The sequence below is a fragment of the Salicibibacter cibarius genome (assembly GCF_016495725.1).
Taxonomy (GTDB): domain Bacteria; phylum Bacillota; class Bacilli; order Bacillales; family Marinococcaceae; genus Salicibibacter; species Salicibibacter cibarius.
Genome location: NZ_CP054705.1, coordinates 1,646,475 through 1,669,518, shown reverse-complemented (window position 1 = coordinate 1,669,518; position 23,044 = coordinate 1,646,475). Strand labels below are relative to the sequence as shown.

Here is a 23,044-nt window from a genome sequence, read left to right as displayed (position 1 = left end):
GGCGTCATGGCGGTTTCATAGTGACTGGTCTGCTTTTTGGCAGAACTTGTTCGGGAGTCATGACGCCTTCATGGCGACCGTTTGGAGCAAAATCTCGCCGTTTTGGTCGCCATGAACCTTTCATGATGACCATTCAGCTTTCGGGAGAAATGTTTCGGGCTCCATAACACCTTCATGGCGACTTTTTCACTTCATTCTTTCCAGGTTCGAACACCATGAATGCCCGCGCAAAGGCTACCCTTCCGTAAACGCCCCATTATGATAAACATCTTGCACATCATCATTGTCCTCAAGCATATCGATCAAGGCTTCCATTTTTTTAGCATTTTCTCCCTCGAGCGCTGACGTTGTGCTCGGAATCATCGTTTGCTCGGCGGTATCGATCGGATAGCCGTTACTCGCAAGCACTTCCCTGACTTGTTCAAGCTCCTTGTCATCCGTCCAGATCAAATAATGCCCGTCTTCCGTTTCCATATCCTCAGCACCTGCTTCGATCGCTTCAAGCATAACCGTGTCCTCATCAAATGCTTCGCTTTTTAGCACAATGATTCCTTTTTCGGCGAATAAAAAAGAAACACAGCCATCTTCCCCGAGATTGCCGCCGTTTCTGGAAAAAGCATGGCGAATATCCGCGACCGTGCGATTGCGGTTATCCGTTAAGGTTTTCACAAAAACCGCGACACCTCCGGGTCCATATCCTTCATAGCTTATTTGTTCATATTGTACATCCCCGCTGTCCCCGCTCGCTCTTTTGATCGTCCGGTCAATATTGTTTGCTGGTATATTGGCGTCTTTCGCCTTCTGCACCGCGGTCCGCAAGCGAAGATTGGTCGCGGGGTCATCCCCTTGCGCCCGGACAGCGGCAAATATTTCTTTGGATAGTTTTGTGAAGATTTTCGCACGTTTCGTATCTTGTGCTTCTTTCCGTCGTTTTATATTATTCCATTTGGAATGGCCTGCCATTTGATCACAACCTCCTCCATTCTACAATATATCATGTACGAAGGTTATACTCCAGGGATGTTCACATTTCATTAGAAAAACTTGGTTTCCGCCAAGTCCTTTTAGGGAAGCCTTAGTTTTACTTATACTTTAATCCTTTAACAAAGTTAAATATTCTTAAAGTGCAAGCAAAAAAGAGGCCCTTAAGGCCCCTTTTTTGTTATCTGCTCCGCTCAAACGGACGTTGTGCGGCATCGCTCAGGTCTTCGATAATCCCTTCAATGGTTGCACCGGTTTCATCCAAAGCTTCGCCGGTCCCTTCAGCCAAGTCATTTTCGACACCACGAATATCGTCATAAATGTCCTCGTCATCTGAAACATATACCTCTTTATCCGTTTCATCTTCCAATTCTTCACGGATGTTATCTACCGTTTCATCGCCATTATTGCCTGACGTTCTGACGCCTACAAGCACGTGGTCATCATCTACAACGACATGACTATTCTCTACATTATCCATGTCTGAGACAGTTTGCTGGATTTCTGACTGTTCTCCATTGCCATTTTCGCCGTTATTATTGTTGTTCATCATTCCACCCGGACGATCCATCGTTTGATTTTGACCGCCAGTACCGTTGCCTTGTTGCTGTTGTCCCTGACGATCATCTACGGTGAACATGTCCGTGATCGGGCCTTCTCCGCGATCACCACGATCTGTTCGATCCCAGCCAGCATAACCTACATCTTGTTGCTCGTTTTGTTGATTCCCCAATTGGTTCATTCCGGTATTATTCCCAGGGCCAGCGGCATTATCGTCTGCATTTCCACAGCCCGCTACCCCTGCTGTAATTACTGAAAAAGCGGCCAGTGAAAGTGCCATCTTCTTCATAAATTATAGCCCCCCTTCACGCTTTAAGTTGTGAAGAAAAAAGGGGGTTTACTCCTGTCAGTTGAAGGAAGATAGGCCAGAATTATTCGTTCTCCTCGTTTTCTTCAGCCTGGGGTTGCCCCTCATATTGCCTCGGATCATACGGATAATACGCTGCCGGTTCAGGTTCGTAATAGGGAACGACAGGAGGATACCCATATATCACTTGCTCATACGGATGGACGGGCATCGGCGGCGCCGCCGGCATTGTATAACGATACTGAGGCATAGCGTTTGGTGCAGCCCCGTACCCCGGTTCTAAACTGTTTTGCCCGTAATTCCCATTCCCATATCCATATGAATGGTAATATTGATCATATCCTTCTTGAAATTCCGGCTGCTGTTCGTAGCCGCTATACCCATGTTGCGGATACGGCATGACCGGGTAGCCTTGTTGTTGTACCGGAACAAAACAATATTGCAGCAGATGAGGCGGGACCTGTTGGGCTCCTCCATATTGAGGCGGCATTGGCGGCTGCTGGGCAGACTGTGCGTACATTCCGGTCGGTTGTCCACATGTGTTACACGGTTGCTTTTTTAATTTAGGTTTCTCCATTGGCGGTTTTTTATAAGCCGTTTCCTCTGTTTTTGGCGCCGGTTCCTTTTTCTCTTTATACTTTTGTGAAACCGGCTTTTGGAATTTCGGCGGTAATGGCGCCTTTTCTTTATCTGTCGCTTTTTCCTTTATCGGCATTTCTTTTTTGCCTTTGGGTGGAGTCATTGTCGGTGCGGATGGTTTTTTTGCTTCAGGTTTCGCTTTGTCTTGTGTCGGTTTTTGAAATTTCGGCGGCACCTCCATTTCTTTTTCCTTTTCCGGTTTGGGTTCCGGTTGTTTTTTCGGCACTTGCATCACCGGCATTTGCTTAGGCGGTGGCTTGACTGCAGGTTTTGGTTGTGTTTCCGGTTTGGCAGGCTCTTTTTCTTTTTTCGGCGCTTTCGGTGTTTCCGCTTTTGGCGGTGTAGTAGGTTTTTCCTTTTGTTCTTCCTTTACCATTTCCTTTTCCTTAACGCCCGATTCCTTTTTTGCAGGCACTGTTTTTCCCGGGATTTTGATTTTCATTCCGGGCATGATCATTTCCGGATTTGCAAGCTGTGTATTCACCCCTTTGAGCTTTTCAAAGTCGACCTCATATTTTTGGGCAAGATTCCATAATGTATCGCCCTTTTGAACAATATGGATTTTCACGTTTCTTTCCCTCCAATTCACATGGTTATCTTCTGTTGCTTCCGTAACCGTACTGCATCCAATACAACATTATGCGAGAGAAAAGGCGAGTATTCATAGGCGCATGCCGAAAAAAAAGCGGAGATGCCGTATACAGGCATTTCTCCGCTTGTGCAATTAAACAGTTGATTCCATTTCATTTTCTTCATGAATGATGGCCGATGGATATGAGCCGAGTAAGCGTGTTTCACAACCAATGGCTTTGATTTCTTCAAGCGCCCCGGGAAGCAATACGTCGTCGTATTCATGGTCAATATCAATAATGAAAAAATAATGGCCGATCCCTGTTTTCATCGGTCTTGATTCGATTTTGGAAAGGTTAAGCTTACGCCACGCAAATGCGGATAATACTTGATGAAGCGCACCGGAATAATCCGAGGGGAGCGTTACGACGATGGTCGTTTTTTTATTCACACGCGGCCGCATCTCCATTGATGTATCCTGTACATTTCTCGTGGAAAGAAGCACAAAACGGGTATGGTTATTGGCAAAATCATGAATGTTTTCGGCAGCTATGGTTAGTCCGTATTTTTTCGCAGCCAACCGATTGGCAATAACCGCCCGATGCAAGCCCGGATCCTCGGAGATCTCTTGAGCGGCTTTAGCTGTTGACGGCGCGTGCAGCCATTCGGCATCTGCCAAATGCTTTGACAAAAAGTCGTGGCATTGCGCGAGGGCGTGAGGATGCGAATAGACAGCCTCCATGCTTAGACCGGAATTTTTGGGATGCACGAGCAAGTGCTGGGCGATCGGGATTGCCAACTCGCCGACAATTGGGAGGTCATGCTTGTGCACAAGATGGTCGAGCGTGATGTTTACCGATCCTTCAATCGTATTTTCCAGTGGGACGGCTGCGCCGTCAACTTCATTTTTTGCAAGCGCCTGTAAGCAACTCGGAATGTCTCTGTATGGAAAGCGTTCAGCGGATTTTGTAAAGGCAGTGGCCGCTAGTTCACTGAATGTGCCTTCAGGCCCTAAATATGCGATCTTCTCCATATGATTCCTCACTCTTTCTCCATCACTTATCTTTGTTTGCGGATCCGGTACCGGAGCCGACCAATTCGACTTTTTCAACGGCTTTCATTTCTTTAATGCGCTGCATCAGGCTCTTGACGTCACTACTTAACATCGTCGTATCTACCGTAAGCGTTACATTGGCACGCCCTTGCAAAGGAATGGTTTGATTGATTGTAAGTACATTCGACTGCGTTTCTGCAACAACCCCTAACAACTTGGATAGCGCGCCTGATTTATCCTGTAACAGAATCGAGAGGGTTATGATTTTCGCCTGGCTCATCGTGTGAAACGGAAGAATGGCATCCCGATATTTATAGAACGCGCTGCGGCTCAATCCTACTTTTTGAACGGCATCACCGATCGTTGTCGATGGCTCATTTTCAAGCAAGCGCTTAGCCTCGAGTGTTTTTTGCATCGCTTCGGTTAACATATCCTCCCGGACAAGGAAGAAATGATCGATGTTTTCCGTCATCAAAAGCCTCCCTACTCATCCATGAATTCAAATTCTATGCCCAGTAAGCGGACAGTATCCCCGTCTTTTGCGCCACGCGCTCGCAAAGCTTCATCCACACCCATTTTCCGTAATGTGCGTGAAAACCTGCGCGCCGATTCCGGACGATTAAGATCAAGCATTTGCACCCGCCGTTCCAACGGATCGCCGGATAAAACAAAAGTTCCATCATCATCACGTGTGATCACAAATGATTGCTCCGGTTGATAACGATAGAGCACGCGCGAGTCTTCTTCCTGTTCCAGCTCAGGATCGGGGGCTTCATCCAACCGATCGGCGATTTCCCTGACTAATGCATCCAATCCTTCTTTTGTCAGCGTGGAAATACGGATGATTTGAACGTCCATTTGCTCCTCCAATTTTTGGAGGGTTTCTTCGCTACCCGGCATATCCGTCTTGTTGGCAACAACGATTTGCGGACGTTCGGTCAAGGCTTTGTTATATTGCTGCAATTCACGATTTAGCGTTAGATAATCTTCATATGGGTCACGGCCGCTCATTCCCGATACATCAAGCATATGCACGAGAACCCGCGTGCGCTCAATGTGACGGAGAAAGCGATGTCCCAATCCGACGCCCTCATGGGCACCTTCAATAATTCCCGGAAGATCCGCCATTACAAAACTCCGGCCATCTTCAACCGCAACTACACCTAGATTCGGGTGTAAGGTTGTAAACGGGTAATCGGCAATTTTCGGCTTTGCAGCGGTGACGACGGATAAGAACGTGGATTTCCCTACGCTCGGAAATCCGATGACACCGACATCCGCAAGCAACTTCAGTTCCAAAGTGATCTCCAGTTCGACACCCGGCTCACCATTCTCCGCATGCTCCGGCGCCGGATTCGCCGGGGTGGCAAACCGTTTATTTCCACGTCCGCCCCGACCGCCCTTCGCAACGAGATATTCCTCTTTGTGTGCAACTAAATCGACAACCAAGTTCCCGGTATTTTTATCCTTGATCATCGTTCCCGGTGGCACGTCAACGATCAATGGTTCTGCGCTTTTGCCGTGTTGACTTTTCGAGCGGCCGTTTTCTCCACGTTTGGCCTTAAAGTGATGTTGATAGCGAAAATCCATCAACGTCCGCAAGCCTTCGTCCACACGGAAAATAACGTCTCCGCCCTTTCCTCCATCGCCTCCGGCCGGTCCTCCGTCAGGCACATATTTTTCTCGGCGAAAGGCGACCATGCCATTGCCTCCATCGCCTGATTTTATAAATAGGTTAACGTAATCGGTAAACATCTCTTCACCTCCGCACACGCCTCATTCATATTCCGAAATTCACTCATCCTTTTATTATAGCATATTTAATCGTCGCAAGTTAGAAAAACTAGGCTTCCATCAAATCTTTCTAGTGGAAGCCTTAATTATTTTATACTTTAATCCTTTAACACAGTTAATCATAAAGGGCAAGACTGAGTAGGCGTAGTCATTACTGACTACGCCCCTCACAGATCCACACGTGCGGGTCTACGCATGTGGCTCCTCCCATTTATCCCGTTTAGAGATAAGTTTCTGATAGACAGATGTTAAGCTAACAAGGTTTAATCGCTGGAAGTAATCATTATCGAGAGCGACATGAACCATCGGACTCTTGGAACTTCGCCAAGCGAACATGCGAATCCCTCTCAGTTCATCTTCCTTCCATCCCTTGTTTCTTAATACACGATGGAGGTTTTTGACATAGCGCCAACTCCGTAGCTGTATCATGCGCAATCGACGGCGAACCCACGCATCCCATTTTCGAAATTTCCCTTTCACATGCCCATGTCCAAAGTAATTCGCCCATCCCCGAAGATAGGGGTTCAATCGGTTGTGAATGAGTGTTTCAAGATCAACGGTTTGATTCCGTCTTGTGATTTCCTTGACTTTCTTCTTAAACTTCGCTTCCTTCTTTGGGTCAATTCTTCGAATATGCTTGTAGAACTCAAAACCAAGAAATGTAAACGGTTCTTGCTTGACATCAACGACCTTCGTTTTCGTCGGATGCAACGCCAGACCCAAGTCATTCTCAAGGTAGCGGGTAACGCTTCTCATCACTCGTTCCGCTCCTTTTTGGCTTCGGCACAAAATGACGAAATCATCCGCAAACCGAACAATACGATGCCCGCGTTCCTTCATCAGCTCATCCAATTGGTTAAGGTAAATATTGGAAATTAATGGACTCAAGACGCCGCCTTGCGGAGCACCCAAAGGCGTGTCTTCATACAAATCCCCTTCCATGACACCTGCCCTCAAGATTTGCTGGATGAGTTGAATCACAGAACCATCTGTCACCCGTTTACGGATTTGAGCTTCCAATCGGTCATGCGGAATCGTGTCAAAGTAGCTTTGCAAGTCCGCATCGATCACATACGCGTATCCCTGTCGAAGATATTCACTCACTTGGTCCAGCGCCATGTGGGCACTGATAGTCGGGCGAAATCCATAACTGCACGGAAGGAAATCTTCTTCAAAGATCGGTTCAAGGATGTTTCGGATCGCCGCTTGGACCACTCGATCTTCCACCGTGGGGATACCGAGCGGACGCTTCTTCTTTCCATCCTCTTTCGTAATCATCTTTCGGCGGACAGGTTTGGGGCGATAACGTTTGTCTTTCAGCTTTTGCTGGAGCACTTCTAGATTGTCCTCCAGTTCTGCCTCATAGTCGCCAATTGTCACCTTGTCTACGCCGGGAGCTCCTCCGTTCTTCTTTACTTGAACGAAAGCGTCTCGTAGATTAGCCTTAGCGAACACTTTGTCGTACAAGCTGTACCACACGCGTCCTTTCATCGGTCTACGCTCCTTACGTCATTGCTTTCGGTTCCCTCGCTGTTTCTGTTTCCCCTTTGTTATGACACATCCGCAAGGCTAGTAGCTTTTCAGCAGTCCTTGCTTCTTTACCATAAGGCGGTGGACGGTGTACCCTTCTGTTCGACCCCGGCATCAGCCCCCTTGGCCATTTGTCCGGTTTCTGTCCACTTCCACAGACATCCGAAAGTCTACTCGCATTGATCTTCATGGGTCACGCCCTTCGCACGAAATCCCTGCCTTTTGAGCATAGGTTTCCAACTACAACGGTGTGCAGTTTCACTCATGTGCTGTCCTCGTTCCTGTTACCAGAAAGTCTTAGGCATGAGCTTCTTCACTACTATGGCGATCTCTGACTTCTCCCTCTCATCTTGATACCCTTGGCATAACCTTGCGATATCAATACCTCTATGAGGAAGCAGGGAGACCTCAATGGGTCACATCATACGCTTTCTCCCTAATCCAGCCCTCATAACACTTCGAGCTGCCAGCTATTCGGACTTCCTGTTTTCTTGCACAGTCATCCCGCTCTCGTGCCAACATGGGATTCAGCTCTGTTCAGGGATTTGCCTTCAGATCCTCCGCACGATACCTCACGGTCATCGCACTATCTGTTAGCTAATGCTTACCGGCTGTTCGGCTGCATTCGGGTCTTGCACCCTATAGCGGTATCTGCTGCCACTCGCGAAAAAAGCACTCGTCTTCTCCGACAAGCGCATGGGAAGTCCGGGCAACAGAAATTAGAAACTAGAGGTCGAATGGGATAATACGTGACTGGCGACATCCCGGCCTTGGCGCACACAATCCGGCAATCCGACCCCTCGGTAAAACGTTCCGGCTATGTGCACACCCGGGTATTCATCAGCAAGCGCTGATTCCCAAGTGTCGACCCTCGATTGGTGACCGACCGTATATTTAGGCATGGCACTTTTCCAGCGGGTAACATCTGCAAATAACGGCTCCCCCTGTATGTCCAGAAATTTTCGCAGCTCGTTTAATGTTTGCGCAATGACGGTTTCATCCGGATCACGAACGATCGCGTCGTTCCCCGGGCGCCCGACGAAGCAACGCAGAAGGACATTTCCATCTGGAACTAAATGCGGCCATTTATGATGCACAAGCGTCACCGCTTTTAGAACGCCGTTGTCCCCTTCGCCTTTAGGAATGAGAAATCCGGTTCCATTCACCGGCTCCCGAAGGGACAAAGCAGGGAAAGCAATCGCTACGGTGGCAACTGATGCACCGGGCAAGGATTTCATCTCTGCACCCACGGATAGCGACGGCAATACGTCGGCTACCGCTTGATGCGGGACAGTGAGGATTACCTCATCTGCTTCTGTTTTTGTGCCGTCCGCAAAATAGAGGGTGTAACCTTTTTCTTCCCCCGGAATGATTTCCTGTAATTGTTTTTCTCTGTGAATCGTTCCTTTAGACGCTGCTTTCTCCATCTCATCGACAATGACAGATAACCCGCCCTTCACGGTGCGGAATAGTCCGGTTTTTTGACCGGTTCCTGTCGACTGCTGTCGCTTCTTCGCCATGGAACGGGAGGCTTGAATAAGACTTCGGTGTTTGACCCCCATCTGCCGAAATTGGGGGAACGTCGCTTCCAAACTCAACTCATTAAGTTCACCCGCGTACAATCCGGATAGCAAAGGCTCCAACAAACGGTCGACCAACTCATCTCCGAATCGTCTCCGAAAAAAAAGACCGAGCGATTCATCTGTATCCTTTTCTTTTTTTGCGGGCAACCATAAATCAGCAGCTGCACGCATTTTCCCCTTTTTTGTCAGTAATGGGGAACGGAGGAAAGGGACGGCCCTCGTAGGGATGCCCATGACAGATCCTTCGGGAATGGGATGAAATTCTCCGTTACTCGCGATGTATGCTTGTCCGGTATGATTTTTAACGAGCCGGTCACTTAAGCCCAATTCTTCGACAAGGGAGAGCATTTCCGGTTTACGAGTGATAAAAGAATCGGGACCACGCTCAATCGTAAATCCATCACGGTGCAACGTGCTGATTTTACCGCCGAGCGCAGCCCCCTTTTCATAAAGGTTTACTTCTACTTGCCTTCCGCTTTCTGCCCGTTGTTTTTCTATTTCGTGCAAAGCGGAAAGCCCTGTGATCCCTCCGCCGATGATCGCGATTTTCATGCTTCATCCAGCTCTAAGCGTTTAATGATGGCGTCCTTTAAGCCTCCGATAAACATAGGATCCGTATTCGGCATCGGGGGGCGTTCGTAGTTTACACCGAGGTCATCGGTAACGATTTTACACTCGATGTCGTTATCATACAGCACTTCCAAATGATCAGCCACAAATCCCACGGGACAATAAATAAACGTGTCATAGCCGTGCTTCTCATAAAGCGTGCGCGTTAAATCCTGAACGTCGGGCCCGAGCCACTTGTCGGCGGTATTCCCTTCGCTCTGCCAACCAATTTCATAATTTTTCACGCCTGCAGCCTCTGCAATTAAACGCGACGTTTCTTTCAGTTGATCGACGTAAGGATCATTGTCGGTGAGAATTTTTTCCGGTAAGCTGTGTGCCGAAAAAATGACGACGGCGTTTTCCCGATTGACACGCTGATACACCTGTTTCAGTTGCTCACTCCAAAACTGTAAAAACTTCGGCTCCTTATACCAGCTGTCAACGGAATGGATCGTCGGACCGCCGATCTCTTCGGCCTTCTCGAGTGCACGCCCGTTATAGGATTTAACACTGAACGTTGAGTAATGGGGAGCCAAAACGATCGAAACCGCTTCTTCGATGCCGTCTTCTTTCATTTGGGTCACCGCATCCTCAATAAAAGGGTCGATATGTTTGAGACCGAGATAAGCTTTGAACGTTTTGTCGGCTGATTGTTCGTTTAGCGCTTCCTCCAATGCTTGCATTTGTTCATCCGTAATGCGCGCGAGGGGTGAAATGCCGCCAATTGCCTTGTATCGATCGATGAGATCGTCTAGCGCTTCTTGAGTGGGAGGCCGGCCGTGACGAATGTCCGTATAGTATGCTTCTACTTCATCAAGGCTTCTTGGTGTTCCATACGCCATCACTAATAATCCAACTTTTTTCTTTGCCATCTTTTTTCGTCCTCCCTACTGTCCTGCTGAATATTCGTGTATAAAAGATGTTAATCGTTTCAGGGTTTCCGGTTGAACACTCGGAGTAACCCCGTGACCAAGGTTAAAGATAAAGGCCGGGTCATCTTTCGTTTCGTCGAGAATTTGCTTCGCCCGCTTTTCAATCACTTCCCAAGGTGCGTGTAAAATAGCCGGATCAAGGTTTCCTTGCAATGCTTTCGTAATTCCCAGATCACGGGCTTCCGTCACCGACGTTCGCCAGTCAAGCCCGATGACATCAAGCGGGAGCTCATCCCATTCGGCCAATAAGTGCCTCGCGCCTACCCCGAACATAATAAGAGGTACGCCTTCCGGGCGGAGAGCAGTAAATATTTTTTCCATCGCCGGCTTAACAAAAAAACGATAGTCGGGAGCACTCAATGCGCCAACCCAGGAATCAAAAATTTGAATCGCTTGTGCGCCCGCCGCTATTTGGGCTTTCGTATAAGTAATCGTCATATCTGCCAGTTTATCCATCAGCAATGTCCATGTCTTTGGATTTCCATACATCATGGTTTTTGTTTGCTCGTAATTTTTCGAAGGCCCCCCCTCGACCATATAACTGGCCAACGTAAACGGAGCGCCTGCGAATGTAATTAACGGAACTTGCAATTGTGTCCGTAATAAACGGATGGTTTCAAGCACATAATCCACATGCGCTTCAGGCTCCAGCTGATGCAACCGTTCTACATCGTCCATCGTACGGACCGGTTGTTCAATCACGGGACCGACGCCTGCTTTAATCTCTACATCAACCCCAAGTGCCGGAATTGGCGTCATGATGTCTTTATAAAGAATCGCAGCATCGTTTCCGTATTGTTCAACAGGCAACCTCGTGACGTACGCGCATAGCTCGGGATCATGGGTAATTTCAAAAAGCGAATATTTCTCTTTTAACGCCCGGTATTCCGGTTGCGAGCGACCTGCCTGTCTCATATACCATACAGGTTTTACGCGACCTCCCTCCCCTTTTGCTGCCCGAATGAATGAATCGTTAATTGTAGCCACCGCGAACATCCTTTCATCTTCTCTCTTCATAATTGCACCCAATATGCCGATATTATTTATGAGTTCGTCCAAAGCATCCGTTGTTGCATAAGATAACACATCTACACCTTTTTTATCATAAACAACTGCAGATGTCTTGTATGACCGTTCATCCCAGGCTAAAGTTCATAAAATCGTAGAACCTTTACTCATTTGGAGGGAAAATAGTGAAATTTTATCAACCTGCCCGCATTCGAACGAAACTATTGTCTATTTTACTTGCCACAACATTGTGTTTTGTAAGTGGTTTTGTTTTTATTTTTTTCCAAATAACAGCGATTAATGACCGAGTGGAAGAAATGGATGAATGGCGTTCTTATGTTATCGATGCGAAAGATGCTTCTCACACCTTTCAGGAAAAATACATATTTATCTCTGATCTACAGTTCCAAGATGACGCCGATTTTGACTACTACGAAACGTTAAATGCAAGAATGGACGAGCACATGGAAAATTTGGAGAAAGGGGCTAACACGGAATACAGTAGTGAAGAGCTGCATCAACTAAATATTCAAAACGAGTTGTTTGATTCCCGTGTCTCCCATTTTATTGATCTCCAGATGTCACCCGATGAAACGACTATGGGCGACTTGGAGTTTTTGACATCCAACATCAATGAACGCTCCGAGAAGCTGCAGTCCTATTTTACGGATAATCTGGAGGAAGCCAATGAGGCTGCGCAAGAAATGATGTTCCATGCTGTAATATCAAGCATCGTTGCCGCCGGGGCTGCGGTAATCATTGGTGTAACGATCTTCGTTATTTTCGCGGGCCGTATGCAAAAAAGGATTCAGCGCATCGCGAGAAGAACAAAACAGGTGAGTGCAGGGCAATTGAATGTTGAACCACTCCCTGTTGAAGGGCGTGATGAACTGGCTTCCCTATCGGGTGAGATAAATGCAATGACCGAGAACCTCGGGAATATGGTAAAGGGCGTATCATCAGCCTCACAAACGGTGGCTGCATCGAGTGAAGAGTTGGTCGCTTCAGCAGAAGAAGTAAACGCCGGCTCACAAGAAGTAGCCGGTTCCGTTCAAGAAATCACCGAGATGCAAGTCGGCCTTGATCAATCCATCCGTGATTCAAGGGAGACGTTTCAATCGATGGAACAGGAACTTTCTCGTGTGTATACTGCCGTACAGGAAATTGTTACTGAAAGTAATCGCTCAAACGATCAGGCTGCCGACGGCTTAAAAAGGTTAAAAGAAGCGTTGGAGAGTATGCAAAACATTCGTATTCAAAATGAAGCGAATGCTCATGCCATAGAGTCCCTCGGTGAGGCTTCCCAAGATATTGAAGATGTCATCACCCTTATTAAAGATATTTCCGGACAAACAAACTTGCTTGCACTGAATGCAAACATAGAAGCGGCACGTGCCGGAGAAGCAGGAAAAGGGTTCGCTGTCGTCGCGAATGAAGTGCGTAAACTGGCGACCGAAAGTGAAGAAGCGACCCAGGACATCTCCCGGACGATCGAAATGATGACCGAGAACGTTGAGAAGTCCGTGGAACAATCACGGCAAAGCACTTCACTTATTGCCGCCGGAGAAAAAACGATCGAGGAAATGTACAATGCCTATCAAGCCATTCTTACCTCTTTTACCGCCGTTGTCCAAAAGGCCGGCACCATTGATACGCTCGTCAAACAAGTGACTGAAAAAAGCCAATCGATCGTTAGCCATACCGAGAAAGTCCAAAAAACGTCCACCCATGCCACGGATAACAGCGCTGCGATTTCCGCTGCCATTGAAGAACAGGTGGCAACAATGGAATTCATCAACCAGGCATCCCAAGAGCTCGCAGCAGTGGCTAATGAATTGGACGGGCAAATCTCCCGGTTCCATATTTGAAAATGGGAACGTTTTTGCCCGCTAGGGTAGTTGTGGCGCCAATTAATGAGGATGGGCCTAATAATTGGCGCCACACTCGCCGGGTGGCGCCAATTAATCGAGATACGTTCTATGTTTATCCTCACTCACGCCGGGTGTGGACCTTTTTTCTTGCTTAGGTCGACGGGGAGTCTGTATATGAAAATACTTAATGAAGATATTTCCCTTTATCAGGGACGGCTACTTGATCAAAATCTTGGATCAGCGACTCGAATTGAGAGTGCAACGCTTGACCGAACATGGGAACACCGTGACCGGGAACAATTATCTCCGGATTAAGATTATATAGCTTTTCTGCCGATTTTTTCGCCGCATCCCAGTCAGTTGTAAGATATCTCGGCGGTCCTTGAAGTTCCTGTGTCTGATTATACACTTTGTTCAATTCGTCTTGCTTGACCGTGATAACAGCGTCTCCCGAGACAAGCAGACGGTCTCTTTCCCGAAAAAGCGCGATTTGACCCGGCGCATGACCGGGGGTATGCTCCCATTGCCATTCACTCAAATAAGGCACTCTCCCTTGTTCGGGGAGCGGTTGCACGGCGCTTCCCAACTGAATCGCTTCATTCGGAAAAGCTTTCGATGATTTGGCAACGAACCCCCCTTCGACACTCGTATCGGGCTCGGGATAATCTTTTTCCCCTGTTAAAAAAGGCAACTCCTTGGCATGCGCATAAACCGGCACCTTCCATTCATCCACTAGGTCAGCGGCTGCACCGACATGATCGAAATGCCCATGCGTGAGAATAATCGCCTGAGGAGGTTTAAATTGACCGAATTCATTGTGCAAAGCGGTAATCAAATCCTCTTTGCAATTCGGCATACCCGTATCCACCAACACCCAGTTGCTAGTTACATCTCCAATGAAACAGACGTTTACGATTTTTATCGTAAGGCAGTGCACATCCGTAGTCACTTGTTCCAAAAGTCCATCGTTTTTCGACGTCATCGGGAGCTTAACGCCGGAGGGTCCATAATTTACTTGTTCCTGTTCGTTCATAACGCTTCCTCCCTCGATTGTGTTCCAACCGGCTTTTCAATAACATCCGTTATTATTTCTTGCCTTATTTGATTTTATGTAGAAAAAAAGTCCCGTCAGAGCCGATATGGGTTGTGACTCTTCGGGACAGTCGTATAAAAAGCGGTCATGAGCACCGGAACGGGCTCCGATTCGCCAATACGGTCGCCATGACACGAGCATGGTGACTGAAAATGGGTTCCGGCGCGTGTTCGGGCTTCATGAACCCTCCATGGCGACCGAAAATGGGCTTCCGGCGCGTGTTCGGGCTTCATGAACCCTTCATGGCGACTGAAAATGGAGTTCCGGCGCGTGTTCAGGCTCCATGAACCCTTCATGGCGACCGAAAATGGAGTTCCGGCGCGTGTTCGGGCTTCATGAACCGCCCATAACGACCGAAACGAACAGCAGCCCACCAATACAGGCGCCATGACCCCCCACGTCTGCATCATACGGTCGAGCGGTACACTAGATCCGAACAGAAAACGGCGCCACCGGTTTACAGTGACGCCGATCGATTTCCTCTTTTCCAGTCTGCAGACCGATCCTCTGAGGACTCCGCGCCGCTCCCTCATTAGAACCACGAAGCAAGGTGAACGTCCGCGACATTCGATGGTTCACCTTCTTGGCCGGTCTGAGGATTATATGGAACAACCATATATTCGTTCAACGAGAACATGTTTGCACCGCTCACGGTGTACGAGCCTTCTCCTTCCACTTCACCGACTTTATTTTGCTCTCCATCGTCCACTTCATAAATGTTATACACGAGTCGCTCGTCTTCGGCTTCCGTCCACTGCAATTCAACATTCAGGAACCCTTCTCCCTGCAAAGTCAACCCTGCCGTAAGGTCATCAACGGACGCCAACTGGACCGGAGGTTCCAAATCTTCAACGCCATCGGGTTTTCTGAATGCAACCGCTTCTTGATCCACGGTCTCGTGATTCAAAATCGACTTGAACATCGCCGTCGGATAGGAACTTCCGCCTTCTAAATAGTGCTCTTCCGTCGTTTCATCATGTCCCATCCAAAGAGCGCCTGTATACTCAGGCGTATAGCCGACGAACCAGGCATCGCGATTAGCCCCTTCGATTTCCGCAAATCCGGTTGTTCCTGTTTTCCCCGCCAGTGCATGGTCCGTTTCCCCACTCTGGGCGGTACCTTCACTGACGACATCTTCCAACATCCGTGTCATATACCAAGCATCTTGTTCGCTCAGCAATCGCTCGTTTTGGGTATCATGAACAAATACTTCTCTGCCGTCGTTATCGTCAATTTTTGAGATAAAATAAGGCTCGGTTTTCACGCCATTGTTGGAAAAGGTTGTATATGCTTCTGCCATGTCCAACGGGGATACGCCTTCGGAAAGCCCTCCCAATGCAACGGATAAACCCTCATCATCAAATGGGTGCACCGCTTGTTCCGCCCATTCTTTTCCTTCCTCAACCCCCATCTGATCAAGCAACCAGACGGCAGGTGCATTCGCCGACTGCACAATGGCGTCCCTCATCGTCATTGACCCGCTGTATTCACCGGTTATATTTTGCGGCGCGTAATCATCATAATCTTCATAGACGATCTCTTCGTCCTGCAACATCGAATATGGTTTGTAATCGCCTGAATTAAGCGCAGGTGCGAAGACGGAAATCGGTTTGAATGCAGACCCGGGTTGCCGTGGGACGAGGGCTCGATTTAATCCTTTCCGCACATAGTCCCTGCCGCCGTGAATCGCTTGCACTGCACCGGTTGAATTGTCGAGCAAAGCAAAGGAAGCTTGGACATTTTCATCGTCACCCGGGAAATGATCTTGATCTTGGATCACTTCATGGGAAGCTTTTTGCATTTCGGCATCAATCGGAAGTTGAATGGTATACCCGCCGGTGATCAATTCGTTTTCGCTGAGATCGAAGCGGTCACGCCCTTCCTCGATAACCATATCAACATAGGAATAAAGGGATTCGTCCATTTCCGGTTTGTCATGTAAATCCGGAGAAATCGGCTCTCCCTCTGCAACTTGTTGCTCGTTTTCATCAATAAATCCATGTTGCTCCATCAACGCGAGGACGGTATTGCGGCGCACCTCCGCTTCTTCCACATCAGAGGCCGGGGAATAGTGGTACGGCGCTTTAGGAATCGCAGCAAGCATTGCTCCTTCTGCCACATTCAAGTCGCTTACCGGTTTGTCAAAATATGTTTCAGCCGCACGCGAAAGTCCATGCGTTCCGTGGCCGTAATAAATTTGATTTAAATACATTTCAAGGATCGCTTCCTTGCTATATTTTCTTTCCAGATTCATGCTGATCAACACTTCTTTTGTTTTGCGCATCCACGTTTGATCTTGATCCAGAAAAACATTCTTTGCCAGTTGTTGGGTAAGCGTGCTGCCCCCTTCTACTTTTGCTCCGGCAAGTATATCTCGATAAAGTGCACGCCCAATCGCCCAAAAATCAATGCCTTGATGTTCGTAAAAGCGATGGTCTTCGACAGCAAGAAACGCTTCCCGGACATGTTCAGGCACTTCATTAATAGATATTTTTTCACGGTCTTCGGTAAATAAGCGGCCTAACTCCTCGCCGTTATCATCGACCAAAGATGTCGTCTCGGGGAAGTCGAGCTTGTCTTCATCCACTAATATACTGCCAGCAATCAGCGCCAACGCGTAGCTGCCTACCGCAATAACAAGCGTGGAAAGAATAACAACGATCGTAATATAGATGCTTTTATTAAACCGTTTCATCATTATCCTCCATTCGACTCTCCCCATTATAATACAAAAGTTTCCACAAAAACATGTAAGCTAATGGAAAAACGTTTAAAATCCGTAGTGATTTTCCGACAAAGATGGTCTATTTCTGTTTTTTCTGCGAGATCTTTACATCGCCCAACACAGTCGTCACTTTGATGTTCAAATGACCGAATGATTGGTTCGGATCGCCAAATTGGAGCGTCGAGCGATCAAACATCCCTTCCTCCTTAGCCCCGAGCACTTTCACACTGCTCATCATTGAAACGATTTCAATTGTTGCCGACCATTCTTCCGGCAATTTTATTTTCGTTTCGCCAAGAATGTCCATAACGGAAAAATCCATGGCGTCCGCTTCGATCATTGCACGGGTCATATCGATGGATGCGTTGCCGAGAATGACGTTCAATTCTACCTCATTTTGCATCGAGAATGCCTGTTTCTTCAGTTTATAATCACCGAGCACCACCCATTTGCTTTTCGGAACGACGAGCTGCGTTTGTTGCGATTCGGATGTCTGCACTTGACCGCTTCCGCCCAAATCTTTATCTAAATCGATCACTTTCCCGGGCCTTTTAAGCATTGCAATGACCAAAAATAAGACAGGTATGGCTACGAGAAATATCCAGTTACCAATAGTCGTCCAATACCCTATTATAAGACCCGCTGATAACGACATGAAAAAATAGGTGCCGCTCTTATGCATATTCAACACACAGAATAAGGCAATCAGCGCAAATATAAAAGGCAGAATAAAACCAAATGGACTTATTCCAGCCATAAAAAAATTAAAAATAAGACCGCCCGCCACTACGAGCATGAGCAGCATGGAAATACGGCTTCGTTCCATGTAGCTTCTCCCCTCTCATGTCCCGAACTTTTCATTTCTTCAGCATTCATTGTAAAATGAACATATCAACAACTGCATTTTCCCCTTATGACAATTTTACTACAATGCTTATTCGCTTGCATCTTTTGGACAAACAATTGATATGATGGATAGAAGAACCCCGTTTTGATCGCCAGTATACATCGGGCTTTTTTTGGAGGTTTCATTATGGATGATATTTCGCTCGGGATTGCGCTTCTTGCCGGTATGGTCTCATTTTTCTCTCCGTGCATATTCCCGCTCGTCCCGGCTTTTTTGGCACAACTTACCGGAACAGACATTTCTGACGGGACTGTTAATGCGGATCGACAGATTATTTTATCGAGAAGCCTGGGATTTATCGCGGGCTTTACCGCTATTTTTTTATTGATGGGAGCTTCGGCCACGCTTATCGGTGAATGGTTCCGGATGTACAGCGGCGCCCTTGAACAAATCGGCGGCATTATCATTGTCTTATTCGGTTTGCAAATGTCAGGCATTATTTCGCTTCGTTCGCTTATGACCGAAAAACGGTTCGGCAACAAATCACCGAAAAAAGCAAAAAGTTTTTTTGGCTCTGTCGGCTTTGGGCTAGTGTTCGCAGCCGGGTGGACCCCTTGCATCGGTATCGTCCTCGGTTCTATTTTGGCGCTTGCAAGCACGGAAGGTTCCATGCTTGCCGGAACAGGTATGCTCTTCGTTTATTCAATGGGACTCGGTGTTCCATTCTTGGCCGTGTCAATGCTCTATGCCCGCTCGCTCAATAAGCTCAGTCGTCTCAATCGCTTTTTGCCGAGAGTTCAGCAAATCGGCGGCTTAATCATGATTTTGTTCGGTATTTTGATGTTTTCCGGGTATTTCCAAGTTATTTCCAGCTACCTCGCGAGAATCTCTCCCGGTTGGCTATGATATGCTACAATTGGGATACAGAGTTACGCATGATGGGAGAGTGATACAATGGAGGAGCAACTGTATCAAACGTTAACGGACCATTATCAGGAGATGGTAGATATACGGAGGCATTTGCATCAATACCCTGAAATTTCCTTCGAAGAAGTAGAAACACCGGCTTATATCGCCCGTTATCACCAAAAATTGGGGCTAGCGGTCAAAACAGGCGTCGGCGGCCGTGGTGTTGTCGCGACTCTGAAAGGTGGAAAACCGGGGTCTACCATCGCTTTGCGCGCCGATTTCGATGCACTTCCCATCCAGGACGAAAAAGACGTTGCTTATAAATCCAAAATCGATGGAGCCATGCACGGATGTGGGCATGACGGGCATACCGCCACCCTTCTCGTACTGGCGAAGGCATTAGCCAAACAAGCGGATAACTTGAAAGGCACGATTGTTTTCATTCATCAACATGCCGAAGAACACGCCCCCGGAGGCGCCGAACCAATGATCGCGGACGGGTGCCTCGAGGGCGTCGATGTGATATTCGGCACACACCTGTGGGCCGTCGATCCGCTATGGACAATCCAGCAACGCAGCGGTCCGTTTATGGCTGCGGCCGACCATTTTTACATTGATATCGAAGGGGTGAGCGGACACGGTGCTGCTCCCCACACGAGCAAAGACGCCATTGTCATTGGATCGCAAATGGTAAACAGCATTCAAACGTTGGTTTCCCGGCGTGTCGATCCCCTTGAATCCGCAGTCGTTTCCATCGGAAGTTTTGTTGCCGAGAACCCTTATAACGTGATTGCAGGCTCTGCTTCCCTCGTGGGAACAGTTCGAACGTTCAAGGAAGACGTGCGAACGCAAATTGAACAAGAACTGGAAACGATCGTCACCGGTACCGCTAAAACAATGGGGGCAAAAGCGAGTTTACAATACGAGCGTGGCTATGCGCCTGTCGTGAACGATCAAGGGGCGAACGATTACCTTGCTTCCATAACGGCAACCATTCCGGGCGTGGAGCGCGTGGAAACGCGAGATCCTATTATGGCAGGCGAAGACTTCAGCGCGTATCTTAAAGAAAAGAAAGGGACATTTTTCTTCACTGGCGCTGCCTTTCCGGATCGCGAGGAAAATTATCCCCATCATCATCCCAAATTTGACTTTGATGAACGGGCCATGCTTATCGCTGCCAAAACGCTTGGCAAAGCAGTGCTTGCCTACGACGAATAGAAAAAATCCGGCCGGGTTTCACCCTTCGGCCGGATTTTTTCTATCATCGGTAAACCAACGAATCCGATAACAATGTTTTGCCGCTTCCCCCAGCAGATCAAGAAAATGATAATTGACTGTTGCCCCGACAATTGCGCCGAAACCGGGAATCAGCTGCAATGTTTTCGGCACGTCGATAAAATCACGGTACTCCAATTGAAACGTAACCCAATCCATCGCCTCATCTGCTGTCAACGCGCCGGGAAAATCATTCGTAAACCCTTCCCAATCGTCGATGCGCGCCAGCGTCTCCTGTTTGTTTTTATTCCCTGAAAACGCCATTTGAAAAATTTGCAGCAGGAAAAGGCGTTCTTCCATTTTTACGGGATCAAAGCCATAGAGGTGCGCGGCCGTGAACAAAAACCGCATTTTAATCGCCAAAAGCAGCGGGAAGTCCGTCATCCCCAAAAAAACGCCTCCGAAACCTGTTCCCGCTCCTTCGATACTTGCTGTCCGTTTATAATTACGAATGGTTTCTTCCAGTTTCTCTTCCCGTTCTTTGAGCGTCCCCTCTTTAAGCGGTTCCGTCGTTGTTACATAGTCAGAACCGGTAAGCGTAGTCTCGATCATGCTCCGAACGGCCGATGCCACGGTTTGGTGCACACGTTCCGGGATGCGTTGATTGATTTTCGTTTGAAATCCTTTCGTCCATGTCTTCGTCATCGATGGATTTTTAGACATCTTTCTGCGCCATTCGTTCATTTCCACTTTTGCCGAAGCTTCATAGGAAGTTGAAATAATTTTGCCTCCTTTACTTTTCATCGATAGATTTGTTCAATTTAAATTCCGTGAAATATAAACTGACCGCTACCCCTGCCAGCAACGTGAGGGCCGCGATGGTCATCGAAAGCGGCGTTAATGCCGCGATCACCGTGAACCAAAAGGTTTGCACGAACAAGAGGCCCCGGAGAAGCGTTTTAAGCGCGCGTTTTCGCATATGGTCGGCCACAGGATAAATGGACGGCCACAGCAAAATATCATGGTGAAAATACATGGGGACCATTTGAGCCCCTGTCATATAAATAAACAAACCGACGATAACAACGACTAACCAATCCCAAGCCTCGGGCGAAGCATAGATCAAGAGCCCGCCCACAAGGGATAATCGAATAAAAACACCGAAATAGTCCCCGGAGCGGGCAAATGTTTTCCCGTATAAATATATATACGTATTTGCCTTTCGATGCGTAACACGATCAAATTGATTAGCCAGCCAACGTCGTCTATGCACCGGTGATTTCACATGACGCACGTCGGTAAAAGAATTGGCAAATCGATAAAAAGCGTTTAATCGCTGATTTTCTTGCTGAAGCAACGTCTCCCACTTGAGAAATTGCTTGTCATACATTTGCCGGTAGTACATGCCTAACACGACCATCATAATGACCGCGATCGCGAGGGCAAACCCCCAATCGGTTTGCAACAGAAAAAAAACCAATACGAGGTTAACGGCAAAACGAAGCCAGCGATGGCGCCAATGGGAGATAGAAAACTGTTGGCGAAGTTCCCCCCATTCCGCTAAAACGTTCCATAATTTTGCCAAAATCAACGCGCCCATTATAACGGCAAAAGCCATTGTATCGCCCGGCAATCGCTCGATATAAAGCGGCGCCAATAAAAATAACAGGAAAAAGATAACCGTGCTTTGCAGCATCCAGCTATATACCAACGACCGGCGTATATAAGGACCCAGATGTGCTTCGAATGGAAGCAGGAAAACGAGATCGCCTTCTTTTAGAAATGTACGCACCGGACTGCGCGTGAGCAAAAAGGCAAACAGTACCGTGAGGATTTGCAAGACCGGAAAATCAGCAGGAAGCCAATCAAGAAATGATTGGTAGTAAACGCCGATAATCAACAACGTTCCGTAAATCGCGACCATCAATCCGCCAGTCGCCATCAAACGTATGTATCGAATGGCTACGTTCCAAAACCCAAGTGCACGTTCACGCCAAAGATCTCCCGGATTCATATGGATCGTTCCTTCGTCATTTCAATATAGATAGTGTCCAAATCCGCTTCCGGCATCCCGGCCTGCTCCCTCAATTCTTCCATCGTTCCTTGCATATAGACGCGGCCATCGTGCAACAAAATAAAGCGATCGCAATGTTTTTCCGCCGTTGTAAGAATATGGGTGCTCATCAGTATCCCGGCTCCATTTTCCTTCATCATGACCATTTGTTCCAATAAAGATTTAATCCCTACCGGATCCAAGCCCACAAAGGGTTCATCGACGACATACAGTTTCGGTTCAACGAGAAATGCACACATGACCATCACCTTTTGACGCATTCCTTTAGAAAAATGACTGGGAAACCAATGGGTCATTCTTTTCATACGAAACGTTTCTATTAACATCTCGGCACGTTTTTGCCATGTGTCGTCTTCGATTCCATATGCCATGGCGGTCAAACGCAGATGTTCCCAAAGTGTTAATTCTTCATAAAGGATCGGTGTCTCCGGAATATACCCCATCGTTTTTCTGTACTGGTCGATATCGTCATCCTTCGTTTTTCCCAGGATTTCAATGCGGCCATGCAGGGGTTCCAACAACCCTAAAATATGTTTGATTGTCGTGCTTTTTCCGGCTCCGTTCAAACCAATTAAAGCAACAATCTCTCCGGCTTTTATCTGAAAAGAAACGCCTTCAATGACAGGCTTCCTCGGGCTGTACCCACCTGTCACGCCTTCAACATTAAGCAATGATGCCATTTGCGTTCCCCCTTGCAACATCTTCTTCTCTCTTCTATTGTACCTTCTGTCCGTGCAAATTG

The 23,044-nt window shown here is 47.7% G+C and carries 19 protein-coding genes; 3 read left to right on the top strand and 16 right to left on the bottom strand.

The features are described 5' to 3' along the window. Nucleotides 1-234: 234 nt before the first annotated feature. From HUG15_RS08795 to hemE, 10 genes are all read right to left on the bottom strand, one after another. A complete protein-coding gene (locus HUG15_RS08795) occupies nt 235-963 on the bottom strand; it encodes a YebC/PmpR family DNA-binding transcriptional regulator (RefSeq protein ID WP_200128283.1) in 729 nt (242 codons plus the stop codon). Nucleotides 964-1,162: 199 nt separating this feature from the next. Beyond that, the gene (locus HUG15_RS08790; RefSeq protein WP_200128282.1) at nt 1,163-1,831 is read right to left on the bottom strand and encodes a YhcN/YlaJ family sporulation lipoprotein; all 669 of its coding nucleotides are present in this window, start codon (nt 1,829-1,831) and stop codon (nt 1,163-1,165) included. A gap of 82 nt (nt 1,832-1,913) precedes the next feature. Further along, on the bottom strand, nt 1,914-3,056 hold the full coding sequence (gene safA, locus HUG15_RS08785; RefSeq protein ID WP_200128281.1) for a SafA/ExsA family spore coat assembly protein: 1,143 nt from the start codon (nt 3,054-3,056) through the stop codon (nt 1,914-1,916). Nucleotides 3,057-3,212: 156 nt separating this feature from the next. Continuing rightward, nucleotides 3,213-4,091: a prephenate dehydratase gene (gene pheA, locus HUG15_RS08780; RefSeq protein ID WP_200128280.1), complete on the bottom strand. Its 879-nt coding sequence runs from the start codon at nt 4,089-4,091 to the stop codon at nt 3,213-3,215. A 22-nt stretch (nt 4,092-4,113) separates the two neighbouring features. Continuing rightward, nucleotides 4,114-4,584 (bottom strand): ACT domain-containing protein, encoded by a 471-nt coding sequence (locus HUG15_RS08775; RefSeq protein ID WP_200128279.1) that lies wholly within the window; start codon nt 4,582-4,584, stop codon nt 4,114-4,116. Nucleotides 4,585-4,595: 11 nt separating this feature from the next. Beyond that, nucleotides 4,596-5,867: a GTPase ObgE gene (gene obgE, locus HUG15_RS08770; protein WP_200128278.1), complete on the bottom strand. Its 1,272-nt coding sequence runs from the start codon at nt 5,865-5,867 to the stop codon at nt 4,596-4,598. Nucleotides 5,868-6,095: 228 nt separating this feature from the next. After that, nucleotides 6,096-7,397 (bottom strand): group II intron reverse transcriptase/maturase, encoded by a 1,302-nt coding sequence (ltrA, locus tag HUG15_RS08765; RefSeq protein WP_200123648.1) that lies wholly within the window; start codon nt 7,395-7,397, stop codon nt 6,096-6,098. A gap of 758 nt (nt 7,398-8,155) precedes the next feature. Beyond that, on the bottom strand, nt 8,156-9,571 hold the full coding sequence (gene hemG, locus HUG15_RS08760; protein ID WP_200128277.1) for a protoporphyrinogen oxidase: 1,416 nt from the start codon (nt 9,569-9,571) through the stop codon (nt 8,156-8,158). Then, entirely contained in the window at nt 9,568-10,500 is a 933-nt protein-coding gene (gene hemH, locus HUG15_RS08755) for a ferrochelatase (RefSeq protein WP_200128276.1), read from the bottom strand. The genes hemG and hemH overlap by 4 nt, the downstream gene beginning before the upstream one ends. Before the next feature lie 15 nt (nt 10,501-10,515). Then, nucleotides 10,516-11,556, bottom strand: coding sequence for a uroporphyrinogen decarboxylase (gene hemE / locus HUG15_RS08750; RefSeq protein WP_200128904.1), 1,041 nt, complete (start codon nt 11,554-11,556; stop codon nt 10,516-10,518). A 197-nt stretch (nt 11,557-11,753) separates the two neighbouring features. Here hemE and HUG15_RS08745 point away from each other — a divergent pair, with 197 nt between their 5' ends. Next, nucleotides 11,754-13,436: a methyl-accepting chemotaxis protein gene (locus HUG15_RS08745; RefSeq protein ID WP_200128275.1), complete on the top strand. Its 1,683-nt coding sequence runs from the start codon at nt 11,754-11,756 to the stop codon at nt 13,434-13,436. A gap of 187 nt (nt 13,437-13,623) precedes the next feature. Here HUG15_RS08745 and HUG15_RS08740 read toward each other — a convergent pair whose 3' ends face one another. From HUG15_RS08740 to HUG15_RS08730, 3 genes are all read right to left on the bottom strand, one after another. After that, entirely contained in the window at nt 13,624-14,472 is an 849-nt protein-coding gene (locus tag HUG15_RS08740; RefSeq protein WP_200128274.1) for an MBL fold metallo-hydrolase, read from the bottom strand. 592 nt (nt 14,473-15,064) lie between these two features. Continuing rightward, nucleotides 15,065-17,227, bottom strand: coding sequence for a transglycosylase domain-containing protein (locus HUG15_RS08735; protein WP_200128273.1), 2,163 nt, complete (start codon nt 17,225-17,227; stop codon nt 15,065-15,067). A gap of 109 nt (nt 17,228-17,336) precedes the next feature. Continuing rightward, on the bottom strand, nt 17,337-18,083 hold the full coding sequence (locus HUG15_RS08730) for a LiaF domain-containing protein (RefSeq protein ID WP_200128272.1): 747 nt from the start codon (nt 18,081-18,083) through the stop codon (nt 17,337-17,339). Between the two features lie 207 nt (nt 18,084-18,290). Here HUG15_RS08730 and HUG15_RS08725 point away from each other — a divergent pair, with 207 nt between their 5' ends. Together HUG15_RS08725 and HUG15_RS08720 are read left to right on the top strand one after the other, a co-directional pair. After that, nucleotides 18,291-19,010: a cytochrome c biogenesis CcdA family protein gene (locus HUG15_RS08725; RefSeq protein WP_200128271.1), complete on the top strand. Its 720-nt coding sequence runs from the start codon at nt 18,291-18,293 to the stop codon at nt 19,008-19,010. A 48-nt stretch (nt 19,011-19,058) separates the two neighbouring features. Continuing rightward, nucleotides 19,059-20,231, top strand: a complete 1,173-nt coding sequence (locus HUG15_RS08720; RefSeq protein WP_200128270.1) for an amidohydrolase — start codon at nt 19,059-19,061, stop codon at nt 20,229-20,231. An 18-nt stretch (nt 20,232-20,249) separates the two neighbouring features. Here HUG15_RS08720 and HUG15_RS08715 read toward each other — a convergent pair whose 3' ends face one another. Genes HUG15_RS08715 through HUG15_RS08705 form a run of 3 tightly spaced genes read right to left on the bottom strand, consistent with a single transcriptional unit; the run spans nt 20,250 to nt 22,982 of the window. After that, nucleotides 20,250-21,032, bottom strand: coding sequence for an EcsC family protein (locus tag HUG15_RS08715; protein ID WP_200128269.1), 783 nt, complete (start codon nt 21,030-21,032; stop codon nt 20,250-20,252). Then, complete coding sequence (locus HUG15_RS08710) at nt 21,022-22,242, bottom strand: ABC transporter permease (protein ID WP_200128268.1); 1,221 nt, start codon at nt 22,240-22,242, stop codon at nt 21,022-21,024. The genes HUG15_RS08715 and HUG15_RS08710 overlap by 11 nt, the downstream gene beginning before the upstream one ends. Next, complete coding sequence (locus tag HUG15_RS08705; RefSeq protein WP_200128267.1) at nt 22,239-22,982, bottom strand: ABC transporter ATP-binding protein; 744 nt, start codon at nt 22,980-22,982, stop codon at nt 22,239-22,241. Before HUG15_RS08705 ends, HUG15_RS08710 begins: the two co-directional genes overlap by 4 nt. Nucleotides 22,983-23,044: the final 62 nt, after the last annotated feature.